The following is a 13665-nucleotide window of genomic DNA, read 5'->3' as shown; positions in this document are numbered from 1 at the left end:
CTCGACAAGGTTATTGGTGGCGCCAGCGCTGGGTGCGATCCAGCAGGGCGCGGCTCAAAAAGAGCTGGAGCAGCTTGACGGTGGCGGCGGCCAGCAGGATCAGGGTGGCCATGGCGGCGGCCGCGGCGGTATCGCCGGAATCCTCCATGTTGAGCACGGCGATGGAGGCGAGCACGCTGTCGCTCGAATAGAGGAAGATCACCGCCGAGGTGGTGGTCATGGCGTTGACGAACAGGTAAATGAAGATCTCCAGCAGTGCGGGCAGGGAGGCGGGCAGGGTGACTCGCCAGAACGCCTTCCAGAGCGGAATGCGCAATGAGATGGCCACCAGCTCCAACTCCTTGGGCAACTGCTTGAGGCTGGTCAGCGCTGTCATATGGCCCACCGTGTAGTAGTGGATGACGCAGGAGAGCACCATTAGTGGCAGGGTGCCGTATAGGCTGCCAAAGAGCGGATTGCCGTTGAAAAAGAAGATGTAACCCAGCCCCAGCACCATGCCGGGCACCGCCAGCGACAGCATGGCGAGCAGATGCAGCAGCTGGCACAGCGGCGCGAAGTGGCGTCCCTTCTCCTGCGCCCAGGCCAGCACCATCACCAGCACGGTGCCGATCAGCGCGGTATAGAGGCCCAGCTGCAAGGTGTTGGTAAAGGGTTGCCAGCCATAGACGCTGTTGCTGTCAAAGGCGTAGTGATCCAGCGTCAGCCCGAGGTTGTAGGGCCAGAACTGCACCAGGGAGCCGTAAACGGCCATCCCCACCAGCGCCAGAAACAGCAGGGCCCAGAGCGTGCACCAGCCGAGCGCCAGCAGATCCCGCAGCCGATGGGGTTTGGGCTGATAGGGCACCGCCTTGGCGCTGCTCTGCTCCTGCATCTTGCTGCGCACTCTGTGCTCGAGTGCAAAGCTCAACAGTGCCGGCAGCAGCAGGGTAACGCTGGCAACGGCGCCGAGTGAGAAGTTCTGCATCCCGATCACCTGCCGGTAGATGTCGGTAGCCAGCACGCTGTACTGGCCGCCAATCACCTTGGCAACTCCGAAGTCGCAGATGGTAAGGGTGAAGACGGCGATGGCGGCGCTGAGCAGGCCATAACGGGCGGTCGGCAGGGTGACGGTGACAAAGTTGCGCCAGCCGCTGCTGCCCAGCACCCGGGAGGCTTCATAGAGGCGGGCATCGCTCTGACTGAGCGCCGTGATAAGGATCATCAGGGCGTGGGGGAAGCACCAGAAGCCAAGACCGATGACGATGCCGATGGGGCCGTAGATGCTCTCGCCGCCGAGCAGCCCCTTGGCGATCCCCTGATTGCCAAACCAGTAGACCAGACTGATGGCGGGCAGCAGGGAGGGCATCAACAGCGGGATCAAACCGATGAGGCGAAACAGGGGCTTGCCCGGCATGCAGGTGCGGGTGAGGGCATAGGCGTAGCCAAAGGCGATGGTCACCACCAGCGTGGTGATCAACACCCCGAGCCAGAGGGTGTTGCCTATGGTGCGCCCCAGATGAGGGGAGTCGAAGTAGGCGCTGAAGTTGGCAAGGCCCACCCAGAGGCCGTTCTCATCCTGCAGGCTCTTTTGCAACATGGTGAGCAGTGGCAGCAAGAGGCCCCCCACCAGCAGGGCGATACCGAGCACCAGCAAGATCAGTTGCAGCAGCTGATCCCGGCTCCAGCCGCGACAGAGCCGCTGCCAGCGGGCGTCTTGGCGGGCTGTCGCTGGTGGCAGCAGGGAGGAGGTCGCAAAGGGGGCAGTCATGGGCGCTCTCCTTCAAACAGTTGCATCGCCCCGGCGGGCCAGTGCAGCGAGCAGCGCATGCCGCTGCGCCAGCCACCCTGTTCGTGGTGGGGCAGCTCGTGGGTCGGGCGCTCCACCAAAATTTGCTGCGGGCCCAGATAGGTGTCGGCGGTGCAGATCAGGCGCTGGGCGGCGCCGAGAAACTCCACCTGATCGATGGTTGCTTCAATGCCATGTTGGCCAAGATACGGCTCGCTCGGCGCACTCAGGGTGATTGCCTCGGGGCGGATCGCCACCTGCAATTTGCTGCCGGCCGCCGCCTGGTTGGCAAGTGTCAGCGGTTGTTCGTTGAGGCGCACCTGATTGGGGCTCAGCACCAGGGTGTCGAGGAAGTTCATGGTGCCTACAAAGCTTGCCACGAAACGGCTGGCAGGCTGGTGGTAGATCTCCTGCGGAGTGCCCACCTGTACGATGCGGCCGCCCTCCATCACCACGATGCGATCGGCCATGGTCAGCGCCTCTTCCTGATCGTGGGTCACCATGATGGTGGTGATGCCAAGGCGCTGCTGCAGGGCGCGGATCTCGCTGCGAAGATGGGTGCGCACCAGCGCATCCAGCGCGCTGAGCGGCTCGTCCAGCAGCAGCAGGCCGGGGGAGAGGGCGAGCGCCCGGGCCAGCGCCACCCGCTGCTGCTGGCCGCCGGAGATCTGGCTCGGGTATTTGTGGGACTGGGCAGTGAGATCCACCAGCCCCAGCCAGTGGTCCACTCGCTCCTTGATGAGATCCCGCGCCAACCCCTGATTCTCAAGGCCGAAGGCGATGTTCTGGGCCACCGTCAGGTTGGGGAAGAGGGCATAGGACTGAAACACGATGCCAAAGTCGCGCTCCTGGGGCGGCAGGCGGGAGATATTGCGCCCCCCTTGCCAGATCTCGCCGTTGTCCGGCAGATCCAGCCCGGCGATGGCTCTGAGCAAGGTGGTTTTGCCGCAGCCGGAGGGGCCGAGAAAGCAGATAAACTCCCCCGGCTCAATGGTCAGAGAGATCCCCTTGAGGGCCTGAAAAGCACCGAACTGCTTGTTGAGATGTTGAATGTCCAGATAGGGCTGGGTCATGGTTCGACTCGCTACTGATTTGGTATATACCAGTTTGCGGATGAAGTGTGACGGTCAGGTGATCGGGGGATGACAGCTTGATGACAGTCAAATGAGATCGGGTCGCCAGCAAGTGGCTGGGTACTGTGCGAATGGACTAAGCATCGCAAATTGAAGGCAATGCAAACTCGGGAAGTTAAAACCAAAAAGCGAAGGCCAACAGCTGTTGGCCTTCGACTGGCAGTTTATTGGCAGCGGTGTGTCTGGCGTGAACAAACCGCCGCCCTTCACGCTTACTGTTTGGCTTCGGTCTTGCCGTCGAAGCTGGCGCTCCACTGGGCCAGGATGGCGTTACGCTCGCGGGCTGCCCAGCTAAAGTCGTTGTCGATCATCTGGCCTTTGATATCCGCCGGATAGCCTGCTCTCGGTTGGGCTACATCGGGGATGGCGACCACGGCGAACGACTTGTTGTAGAGGGCGTTGGCCTGTTCGGTGGCGGCAAAGTCGAGCAGCTGTTTGGCGGCTTCCAGCTTGGGAGTGCCCTTGATGATGGCGGCGGCTTCCATATCCCAGCCTGAACCCTCTTTCGGGAACACCACCTCGATGGGGGCACCCTTGGCCTTGAGGCTGGTAGCCGGGAAGTCGAAGGAGATCCCGATCACCGTCTCGCCGCTGGCGGCCAGCTTGCAGGGGGCGGAGCCCGAGTGGGTGTAACGGTCGATGTTCTGGTGCAGGCCGTTCATGAATTGCCAGCCCTGCTGCTCGCCCATGGTCTGCAGCCAGCCAGCAACGCTCAGGTAACCGGTGCCGGAGGAGCTGGGGTTGGGCATGATCACCTTGCCCTTGTAGATGGGCTTGGTGAGGTCGGCCCAGCTGGTGGGGGCCGGGATCCCCTGTTTTTCCGCCTCTACCTTGTTGAAGCAGATGGCGCTGAAGAAGGCGTCCAGACCGATCCAGTGCGGCTCGGCCTTGCTGTCGCGAAAGCGGCTGTCGAGCTTGTCCAGTCCTTTCGGTGCATAGGCATTGAGCATCTGCTGCTGATCGAGCTGCATCAGGCTGGTGGCGGCCAGTCCCCATACCACATCCGCTTTGGGCTGCGCTTTTTCTGCCAGCAAGCGGGCGGTGACCACGCCGGTGGAGTCACGCACCCACTTGATGTTGATGTCCGGATGCTGGCGTTCGAACGCGGTTTTCAGCTCATTGAGCTGCTCCGGTTCGAAGGCGGTGTAGACGGTGAGATCGGTCGCGGCCAGTGCCGGGGCGGTCATGGCAGCCAGCACGGCGGCGGCCAGCAGATGGGTTCCCTGTTTCATCCTCTTCTCCAGTTAAATTGGTTTGGTATAAACCAGATTGGTCGAAAGAGAGGCTAGGGGATCTTTATGACGTGACCGTGACAGCCCCGTGACGTTTTGCCGTTCCTGATTTATCCGTGACTAATCCTGGGTATCCACCTCGATCTCCAGACTGTCGTGGCGCCAGTACTCCAGATCGAAGTCGAGCACCCGGCCGTGCTGATCGAAGTTGAGCCGCTCGAGGCGCAGGGCGGGTAGGCCAGCGGTGGCCCCCAGCGCCTTGGCTACCTCGTCCGGCAGGGCGGTGGGGAAGAAACGCACCTGCATGCGGGCGTAGTGAAGATCGTAATGGGCCTGATAGATCTCGGTCAGGCTGCCGTTGAGATCCAGCTCGAGCAGGCCCGGGACCCGCTCTGGCAGGCAGTGGTTCTCGCAGTAGCAGATGGCGCGCCCGTTGGCGTAGCGCAGCCGTTTTAGCAGAAACAGGCTGTCGAACGGCTTGAGCTGCAGTTGCGCCATCAACGCGGGCGGCACCGCCTGGCGGCTTTTCTCCAGCAGCTCGGTGTGCGGCTCACCCCCTTGCTCCCGCACTATCTGGTGAAAGTTGGAGGTGCGTCTGGGGTTCAAGCGAAAGCGTGGCGGGGTGACGAACCAGCCGCGGCGATCCTCCCGATAGATAAGGCCGTTGGCCTCCAGCTGAACCAGTGCCTCGCGAATGGTAACCCGGGTGGTGCCATAGAGTTCCCCCAGCAGCCGCTCGGAGGGGAGCTTGTCGTTGGGGGCCAGACCCCCTGCCAGGATCTGGTTGGCGAGGGCATCCTTGATCTGCAGATATTGCGGTTTGCTCATGAAAATCCCTGGTTTTGCAATAAGTTGGGCAATGGGCTGGGCACAGGGCAGGTTATCTGCCCGGTCGTTACACGGCAACATCAACATGCGTTGGTAGATACCAGCAGCGCCCCTGCTGTTCAGGCTTCCTAGATTATCGCGATCCCGGCGCTGAAAATGAATTTTTTGTTGCACGTAGCCCCACCCCTTTGATCTTGGCGGGGCAGTTACCCACAATGCGCTCATTCTGGTATATACCAAAAGGAGCGAAGTCATGACCCATATTCCTGTGGCCCCTGCCGCCGTCGATTACCTGCTGCTGACCCCGGGCCCCCTCTCGACCACCGCCACGGTGCGCGCCGCCATGCTGCAAGACAGCTGTACCTGGGATGCGGACTACAACCAGGGCGTGGTAGAGCCCATCCGCCGCGAGCTGGTGCGCCTCGCCACTGGCCCGGAATATCAAAGTGACTACAGTGCCGTCTTGCTGCAGGGGAGTGGCAGCTATGTGGTGGAAAGCGTGCTGGGCTCGGCGATAGGTGTCGATGAGTGCCTGCTGATCATCAACAACGGCGCCTACGGTGCCCGCATGGGGGAGATGGCCCGCTGCCTTGGCTTGCGCCACCATGAGCTCGACTGTGGCGAGACAACCCTCCCGGAACCCGCCGCCATCGAGGCGATGCTGGCGCGCCACCCCGAGATCACCCATCTGGCCATGGTGCATTGCGAGACCACCACCGGCATGCTCAACCCCCTTGAGGAGGTGGCTGAGCTCTGCCAGCGTCGCGGCATCCGCCTGATCGTCGATGCCATGAGCAGCTTTGGCGGTATTCCCATCGACATGGGGCGCCTTGGCATCGAGTTTCTGATCAGTTCCGCCAACAAGTGCATTCAGGGGGTGCCGGGTTTTGGCTTTGTCATCGCTCGCCGCGCCGCGCTGGCGGCCTGCGCCGGTCGTGCTCGCTCGGTCTCCCTCGACCTGCATGCCCAGTGGCAGACCATGGAGCAGCAAGGGGGCAAGTGGCGCTTTACCTCGCCCACCCATACCGTGCTTGCCTTTGCCCAGGCGCTGCGCGAGCTGGACGAGGAGGGGGGCATTGAAGCCCGTCATCAGCGCTACAGCGAGAATCAGCGCACGCTGGTGGCGGGGATGGCTGCCCTCGGCTTTGCGCCGTTGCTGCCAGAACAGTGGCAATCTCCCATCATCACCGCCTTCTACTCTCCGGCCCACCCTGACTACCGCTTCGCCGATTTCTACCAGCGGCTCAAGGCGCAGGGCTTTGTCATCTATCCGGGCAAGGTCTCCCAGGCCGATTGCTTCCGTATCGGCAATATCGGCGACGTGACCCCTGGGCGGGTGCGCGATCTGCTCGCCGCCATGGCCAGCGCCTGCTACTGGCAAGGGGACGCGCGATGACCAGCATGCTGGCTCAGGGTCGTGATCTGCGTGGCCGCGATTTGCATGACCATAAGCTGCACGGGAGCGGCCGCGCCGATAGCGAAGGGGATATCAACCTTGGCGAGGGGCGGGCGCGTTGGTGGGCTGACCAGAGCGAGGCGGTGCAGGCGGGATTGGCGGAGGATAGCCGCTACTTCCTCCATCAGGCACTCTCCACCCCCTGTCTGGATTTGATCGAGGGGGCGCAGGGGAGCTGGTTGACCAGCGTATCGGGCAAGCGTTACCTCGATTTTCACGGCAACAGCGTCCATCAGCTGGGCCACGGCCACCCCAGGGTGGTGGCCGCGGTGCAGCAGCAACTCGCCGATCTGCCGTTTGCACCCCGCCGCTACACCCATCAGGTTGCCATCGACTGTGCCCGCACCCTGGCCGAGCTGGCCCCCGGCGATCTCAACCGGGTGCTGTTCGCCCCCGGCGGCAGCGAGGTGGTGGGGATTGCCCTGAAGCTCGCCCGTTTCATCACCGGCAACAGCAAGGTGGTATCCCTCTGGGATGCCTTTCACGGCGCCTCTCTCGATGCCATCTCGGTTGGCGGTGAAGCCTGTTTTCGCGCTGGTATGGGCCCGCTGATGGCCGGCGTGGAGCGCATCCCACCGCCCACCCGTTATCGCGGCGTCTGGTATCGCGGGGAGGGGGATGACCTGCACTACGCCGATTATCTGGAGTACGTCATCGAGAAGGAGGGAGGGATCGGTGCCTTTATCGCCGAGCCGATCCGCAACACCGATGTGCAGGTGCCCTCGAAAGCCTACTGGCAGCGGGTGCGGGAGATCTGCGATCGCCACAAGGTGCTGCTGATTGTCGACGAGATCCCCAACGCCCTGGGGCGCACCGGCCACTGGTTCAGCTTCGAAGAGTTCGGCATCGAGCCCGACATCATCTGTCTGGGCAAGGGGCTGGGGGGCGGGGTGGTGCCGTTTGCCGCGCTCATTACCCGCGACCGTTTCAATCAGGCTGCGGCCATCTCGCTCGGTCACTACACCCACGAGAAGAGCCCCATCGGCTGCGCGGCGGCGCTCGCTACCATCAGTACCATCCGCGAAGAGGGGTTGCTGGCAAAAGCGCAGGAGGATGGCCGCTTTATGGCGGCCGAGCTCGGCAAGTTGGCTGAGCGTCACCCGCTGATCGGGCAGGTGCGCGGTATCGGTTTGCTCTGGGCGCTCGATCTGGTGGTCGATCACCAGAGTCGCACCCGCAACAGCCAGGCCACCGAGCGGCTGCTCTACCGCTGTCTGGAGCTGGGGCTCAGCTTCAAGGTCTCCCAGGGCAACGTCATCCAGCTCTCGCCCCCACTCAATATCACCCGCGCCGATCTGGTGCGCGCCATCACCATTCTCGATCGCGCCCTCGGCGAGATCGCACTTTCACCGAAACAGGAACACCACCATGACTGACTTGCAGATTGCCATCCACCCGACCACCGACGTGGAGGCGCTGATCCTCGACTGGGCCGGCACCGTCGTCGATTTTGGCTCCTTCGCCCCCACCTCCATCTTCGTCGAGGCCTTCGCCCGCGCCTATGACTTTCCAGTGACCCTGGACGAAGCGCGCCAGCCCATGGGTCTTGGCAAGTGGGATCATATCGCCGCGCTGGGCCGTCTGCCCTCGGTGGATGCGCGCTGGCAGGCTCGCTTTGGCCACCCCATGAGCCACGCCGAGGTGGACCACATTTATCACACCTTTATGCCGCTGCAGATTGCCGCCGTGACCCGCTTTGCCGCCCCCATCCCCGGTGTGCTGCCGGTGCTGGACGTTCTGCGGGGGCAGGGGATGAAAATCGGCTCCTGCTCCGGTTATCCCCGTCCGGTGATGGAGGCGCTGGTACCGGCGGCGGCCGATCACGGCTACCGCCCGGATCACTGGGTCGCCACCGACGATCTCAAGGCTGGTGGTCGCCCCGGTCCCTGGATGGCGCTGGCCAACGTAATTGAGCTGGGAGTGAGCGCGGTGCATCGCTGCATCAAGGTGGATGACGCCGTGCCGGGTATCAGCGAAGGGCTTAACGCGGGCATGTGGACGGTGGGATTGTCGGTTTCCGGCAACGAATTTGGTGCCACCTGGGAAGAGTTTGCCGCCATGAGCGAGGCGGAGATCGCCGCCCGGCGCGCACCGGCCGAGGCCAAACTGCGGGCGGCGGGGGCACACTATGTGATTGATACCCTGGCCGACATCGCCCCGGTTATCGCCGATATCAACCGCCGTCTGGCCGCTGGCGAGCGGCCGTAGGCCATCTGCTTGGGCTAACAAAAGCGCTTGGCTGGCTTGAGATACAACACGCCCCCATCCGGGGGCGTGTTGCATTTACAGGGGGAAGCCGTGCGCGGTCAGCGGATATTGACCCGCATCAGGGGAGAGGGGCGTTGTCGACAAAATGGTGCCAGATATGGTCGTAGAGCGCCTTCTGGCCGGGGAAACTCACCAGCGCCTTGGCTTCGGCCAGGGAACACCAGCGATAGTCTATGTGCTCGTCGTTGAGGATCACCGCCTGATTGGGCGGGCAATAGACTACAAAGACCGGCACCACCTCCACCGTATTCAGGATCGCCTCGTAAAACTGCTCCAGATACTGGCCGTTGTAGAGTTCGGTGACCCGGATCCCCGTCTCTTCGCCAAACTCCCGAATAATGGTCTGCCAGCCGGTTTCACCCGCCTCCACCGTGCCTGCCACATGACACCAGAAGCCCCCCTTGACCCGTTTCATCACCAGCAATTTGGTTTCGCCATCGACAGTGGTAAGGGCAACGCCAGAGACGGCCTTGCAGCGAATGGGGATCATGATCTTCTCTCCGGGTTTGGGCTCTGTGATAGCCATGAACAGTGTGAAGGGGTGTTAATTGAAATACGCCTCGGCGGGCAGGCCCATGACCTCTATTTCATTCAGGCCATTTTTGGCCAGATAGTTGGCCACCAGATTGAACCCCACCCAGTAACCGGCATATTTGGGAAATGGCCGGTTATCACGGCAGTAGAAAAAGTCTAAATAGTTGAACTGCTTGCTGGATAGATGGGGCGTCATCTCTGCCAGGAGCGATTGCCAGTCATGGTGATGAGACTCCTTGAACAGCGAGGGGAGGGTGCCACCATTGAACCTCTGCTCAAAGTAGCAGGCCAGCCCTTCAAAAATCAGGTTTTCGGCCAGTGTTTCTGCTTCCACCTTATTCTTCTTTTGCACGATATGGTGGACTTCGTGGGCCAGCACGGCAGGCAATTCGGTGATGATCACCTCTTTGATATCAGGCCGTTCCAGATCAAGCTGGAGTTCTATCCGATACATGTTGATGGCCCAGCCACCGATACCCGAGTCGGGAGCATCCCCCTCGGCAAAAGGGCTGAAGGTGACATCCAGTTGGGAGAGATCGAACAAGGCATTCAATTTGTGCGCCGTCTCGGCAAAGACATGCCTAATGGTGTCATCGAGTCCATCGAATTTGCCCGAGTCGTTTAACAGGGTGAGTTGCATCCAGACATCCTTGTCTATTGAAAGAGAGTGCTGAGCCACTTGCGTGGTCGCGGCGCCATATCACCACGATTACCCTCATTCAATCAAGGGGTTACCCGCCCATTATGCTTGCCGTCTGGATCGCCTCAATCAGCGCGGCCCGGTTGATGCGAGGGCGCTCGCCATCGAGCAGTTGCTGCCACAGGGCAATGGCCTGGCTGTAGCGACCATGCAGGAAGTGATCGGAGGCGAGCAGCATCAGGGCGCTCACTTCCCCCGCGTCCTGCTTGAGGGCGCTCTCCAGCAGGCGGGTTGCCTCGGGAGTCAGCTGCTGGCCCGCCTGATAGTAGAGCACAGTGGCTTGCGCGGCTTGAGTCGCCGCGCTGGCGCCCCCCTCCAGCAGAGCGAGACGTTGGTAGGCGAGCAGGGCGTTGTCATATTCACCCCGATAGAGATAGAGCTGGCCGAGCGCCGCCCAGCTGTCGAGATCGGCAGGGTTGCGCTGAAGTTTCTGATGCAGACTCCCCAGCGCCTTGTCTTGCAGATCCCGCGGGCTCAACCCCGCCAGCGGATCGGGACGGGATGCATAATCCTGCCATGCCTGATAACGGCCGGTGCTCAGATACACAGCGGCCACGGCTACGCATGCCATGATGCCAAGCAGCAACAAGGCCCACCCGTGCCGATGATGGCGGCCGCGATTGTCATGCTGGTTGGCCAGTCGCTCGCGCAGGGCCAGCTCAGCCGCCGGGATGGCGTTGGCCAGGCGGGCGGCGCTTAGCTCCCTGTAGAGTGGTTGGTCGGGGGAGAGGCCCGCTTGTTCTCCACGCATGATCAACAGATTCAGTTCGCTGCGCGGGTCGGCCGCGGGTTGATGGGGGGCCTCAACGATGGCCTTAACGGCAGGGATGGGTTGCGCCTTTGTGCGCGTCAGGCGGCGAAACAGGATCAACAGCGCCAGCCCCAACAGTAGCAGGGGGCCGCCCCACAGCAGCGCCGTGCTGGCCTTGAAGGGGGGATCGTAGCGCACGAAATCGCCGAAGCGCTCCGTCATGCGGGCGATAACCTGCTCATCAGACTGCCCCTCGTCCACCCAGCGGTAGACCTCTAGCCGCAGATCCCGGGCGATGGGGGAGTTGGACTCCACCAGGTTCTGGTTTTGGCACTGGGGGCAGCGCAGGGCGCGGGCCAGATCCAGAGCGCGGGTCTGCCGCTCGGGGTGGCGAAACTGATAGGTATCGACCCCGCTGGAATATGCAGTTGCACTCAGCAGCATGCCGAGGACCAGCAGGGCGCAGGCAAGAGGACGGCACATCATGGCTGTGTCTCCAGAGCTGATGTTGCAATAGACGGCGCAATAGATGGCGCAATGGCGGGTGCCGTTGTAGCGGCCTTTATCTGCGCATCCGCTCGCGCCTTGTCGAGCAGGGGGGCAAACTGGCGTAGCCAGATCTCGTTGGTGAGCTCGCCGGTGTGGCGGGCGAGCAGGGCGCCATCGGCATCAAAGAGATAGGTTTCCGGCGTGCCGTAGACGCCGAGCTCAAGGGCCAGTTTGCCGTTGGGGTCGGCCAGCACGGCGCGATAGGGGTTGCCCGCCTGGATAAGCCAGGCGCGGGCGGCATCCCCCTTGTCCCGGTAGTTGAGACCGTAGAGGGGCACTGTTGCCGCGAGCTCGCTGAGCAGCGGATGTTCAGCGCGGCAGTTGGTGCACCAGCTGGCCCAGACGTTAAGCACAAAGGGCTCCCCCTTGAGGCTGGCGGTCTGGATCGGACGCCCATCCAGCAGATTGTCGCTTTGCCACGCAGGCAGGGTACGGCCGAGCGTCGCCTCATCCTGGCTATATGGATTGTGGCCAAGGCCGAGCCAGAGCAGGGCGCCGAGGCTCAGGGTCAGCAGCAAGGGAAGAAAGAGACGCAGGCGGGATCTCATAACGCCTCCTGTTCGAGCCGGGGATGGGAGGCGCTAACCACAACGGGGCGGGAGGCAAGCAAGGGGCGACGGGCGAGCAGGCGCAGGGCGCCGCCTGCCATCATCAACAGGCCACCGAACCAGATCCAGCGCACCAGCGGCTTGTAGTGCAGCCGCATGGCATAGGCATCTGGTCCCATCTTTTCACCCAGCACCACGTAGAGATCGCCAAACAGTTCCCACGCGATGCCCGGTTCGTTCATGTTCATGGTGCGCACGCTGTAGTGACGCCGCTCAGGCGTGAGCCGCGCCACCTCTTTACCGTTCTTGTGCACGCTAAGCGTGATCCGCTCGGCGGTATAGTTGGGGCCGATCACCGGCTCGCGCCCCTCATAGCGAAACTCGAACGCGCCGAGTTGGTAGGGTTGGTTGGCACCAAGCACAGTGCCCCCCTCCTGACTGTGGTCACTCACCTGCGCGATGCCAAGGGCGCACACCGCCACCCCAAGGTGGGCCAGCAGGCTGCCGAGCCGATTGAGGGTGAGCTCGCGCAACGACGTCGGTTGCAAGAGCGGGAGCAACAGACTGGCCATCAGCCAGAGGCTCACCATATTGGCGAGGATGCCAATCCAGCTACCGGAAAACGATCCCTGTTCCAGATAGGCAAGGCTAAGCAGCCCGCCGCCAAGCAGTCCAAACAGCGGCGGCAACAGAGCGTTGAGTCGGGAATGTGCCGCAAGCTGCTGCCAGCGCAGGCGCGGCAGCTGGGTCATCAGCCCCATCAGGCAGAGGGCCAGCGGCACGAAGATGGCATTGAAATAGGGGGCCCCCACCGAGAGCGAGCCCAGATGAAGCGACTGGAACACCATGGGGTAGAAGGTGCCGAGCAGCACGCTGGCGCAGGCCACGCAGAGCAGCAGGATAGCGCTGCCGAGCAGCCCCTCCTTTGACAGTAAGCCGAAGCGGGCGTAGGGGGCGCGAATGTCCGCCCGCAGGGCAAACAGGGTGAGGGCGCAGGTCAATAGCAAGCCGAGCAGCAACAAGAGGGTGAGGCCGCGGCTGGGGTCCACCGCAAAGGCGTGTACCGAGGTGAGCACCCCGGAGCGCACCACAAAGGTGCCGAGCAGGCTCAAGGCGAAGGTGAAGATGGAGAGCAACAGCACGGCGTGGCCGTAAGCGCCGCGCTTCTCGCAGACAATCAGGGCGTGCAGCAGGGCGGTGCCCAGCAGCCAGGGCAAGAGGGACGCATTTTCTACCGGATCCCAGAACCACCAGCCGCCCCAGCCGAGCTCGTAGTAGGCCCACCAGGAGCCCAGCACGATGCCGGCGGTGAGAAACACCCAGGAGCCGAGCGCCCAGGGGCGGCTCCAGTGGGCCACGGCGCCATCGAGCCGACTCGAGTGCAGCGCCGCCATGGCGAAGGCGAAGTTGACCGCAAAGCCGACGTAACCGAGATAGAGCAGGGGGGGGTGGATGATAAGGCCGATATCCTGCAGCATGGGGTTGAGATCGCGCCCCTCCAGTGGCCCCGGGAATTGGCGGTCAAACGGGCTGGAGAAGATCAGTGTATAGAGGCCGAACAGCCCGACGATCAGCCCCATGATGGCCAATACTCGAGCTGTGATCAGCGGATCGAGCCGCTTGGAGCAAAGGGCCACCAGGGCGCCCCACAGCCCCAGCGCAAACACGAAGAACAGCATGGAGCCTTCATGGCCCCCCCATACCGCCGCCAGCTTGAAGCCCAGCGGCAGGGCGCTGTTGGCGTGCTGGGCCACATAGCTGACGGTGAAATCATCCTGGGCAAAGCAGCTGGCGAGCAGCAGCAGGGAGGCCAACAGCAGGATGGCATTGATCAGCGCCAGCGGCTTGGCGCAGCGCAGCAGAGTTGGGGAGGCGAGCCTTAATCCCAGCCAGGGCAGGGT

General features: G+C 62.8%; 12 protein-coding genes. 3 read left to right on the top strand and 9 right to left on the bottom strand.

The features are described from left to right. Positions 1-10: 10 nt before the first annotated feature. The 4 genes from L972_RS13545 to phnR all read right to left on the bottom strand — a co-directional run bounded on the left by L972_RS13545 (position 11) and on the right by phnR (position 4958). Positions 11-1747, bottom strand: a complete 1737-nt coding sequence (locus tag L972_RS13545; protein ID WP_047438839.1) for a putative 2-aminoethylphosphonate ABC transporter permease subunit — start codon at positions 1745-1747, stop codon at positions 11-13. After that, entirely contained in the window at positions 1744-2838 is a 1095-nt protein-coding gene (locus L972_RS13540; protein ID WP_047438838.1) for a putative 2-aminoethylphosphonate ABC transporter ATP-binding protein, read from the bottom strand. The genes L972_RS13545 and L972_RS13540 overlap by 4 nt, the downstream gene beginning before the upstream one ends. Before the next feature lie 272 nt (positions 2839-3110). Beyond that, positions 3111-4130, bottom strand: coding sequence for a putative 2-aminoethylphosphonate ABC transporter substrate-binding protein (locus L972_RS13535; RefSeq protein WP_005352506.1), 1020 nt, complete (start codon positions 4128-4130; stop codon positions 3111-3113). Between the two features lie 120 nt (positions 4131-4250). Then, entirely contained in the window at positions 4251-4958 is a 708-nt protein-coding gene (gene phnR / locus L972_RS13530) for a phosphonate utilization transcriptional regulator PhnR (protein WP_047438836.1), read from the bottom strand. 253 nt (positions 4959-5211) lie between these two features. Between phnR and phnW the strand changes: the two genes are divergently transcribed. Genes phnW through phnX form a run of 3 tightly spaced genes read left to right on the top strand, consistent with a single transcriptional unit; the run spans position 5212 to position 8622 of the window. Beyond that, the gene (gene phnW, locus L972_RS13525) at positions 5212-6354 is read left to right on the top strand and encodes a 2-aminoethylphosphonate--pyruvate transaminase (protein ID WP_047438834.1); all 1143 of its coding nucleotides are present in this window, start codon (positions 5212-5214) and stop codon (positions 6352-6354) included. Further along, positions 6351-7790 carry an aspartate aminotransferase family protein gene (locus L972_RS13520; RefSeq protein ID WP_047438833.1) on the top strand — a complete coding sequence of 480 codons (1440 nt, stop codon included), beginning with the start codon at positions 6351-6353 and terminating at the stop codon, positions 7788-7790. The genes phnW and L972_RS13520 overlap by 4 nt, the downstream gene beginning before the upstream one ends. Then, positions 7783-8622 (top strand): phosphonoacetaldehyde hydrolase, encoded by an 840-nt coding sequence (phnX, locus tag L972_RS13515; RefSeq protein ID WP_052200064.1) that lies wholly within the window; start codon positions 7783-7785, stop codon positions 8620-8622. Before L972_RS13520 ends, phnX begins: the two co-directional genes overlap by 8 nt. A 118-nt stretch (positions 8623-8740) precedes the next feature. On the opposite strand, the gene L972_RS13510 is transcribed toward phnX, so the two are convergent. The 5 genes from L972_RS13510 to nrfE all read right to left on the bottom strand — a co-directional run. Then, positions 8741-9172: an NUDIX hydrolase gene (locus tag L972_RS13510; RefSeq protein ID WP_047438831.1), complete on the bottom strand. Its 432-nt coding sequence runs from the start codon at positions 9170-9172 to the stop codon at positions 8741-8743. A gap of 54 nt (positions 9173-9226) precedes the next feature. After that, positions 9227-9856, bottom strand: coding sequence for a DUF2268 domain-containing putative Zn-dependent protease (locus tag L972_RS13505; protein WP_021231308.1), 630 nt, complete (start codon positions 9854-9856; stop codon positions 9227-9229). 91 nt (positions 9857-9947) lie between these two features. Beyond that, positions 9948-11153 carry a heme lyase NrfEFG subunit NrfF gene (gene nrfF / locus L972_RS13500; RefSeq protein ID WP_047438829.1) on the bottom strand — a complete coding sequence of 402 codons (1206 nt, stop codon included), beginning with the start codon at positions 11151-11153 and terminating at the stop codon, positions 9948-9950. Then, a complete protein-coding gene (locus tag L972_RS13495; protein WP_047438827.1) occupies positions 11150-11764 on the bottom strand; it encodes a DsbE family thiol:disulfide interchange protein in 615 nt (204 codons plus the stop codon). Before L972_RS13495 ends, nrfF begins: the two co-directional genes overlap by 4 nt. After that, positions 11761-13665, bottom strand: a 1905-nt coding sequence (gene nrfE, locus L972_RS13490) for a heme lyase NrfEFG subunit NrfE (protein ID WP_047438825.1), incomplete at its 5' end; no start/stop codon positions are given. The genes nrfE and L972_RS13495, both read right to left, overlap by 4 nt.

Origin of the sequence: Aeromonas sp. ZOR0001, from assembly GCF_000801015.1 — a bacterium.
In the GTDB taxonomy this organism is placed as follows: domain Bacteria; phylum Pseudomonadota; class Gammaproteobacteria; order Enterobacterales; family Aeromonadaceae; genus Aeromonas; species Aeromonas veronii.
Note: the sequence above shows the minus strand (reverse complement) of the source record. Positions and strands in the feature narration are given on the sequence as shown.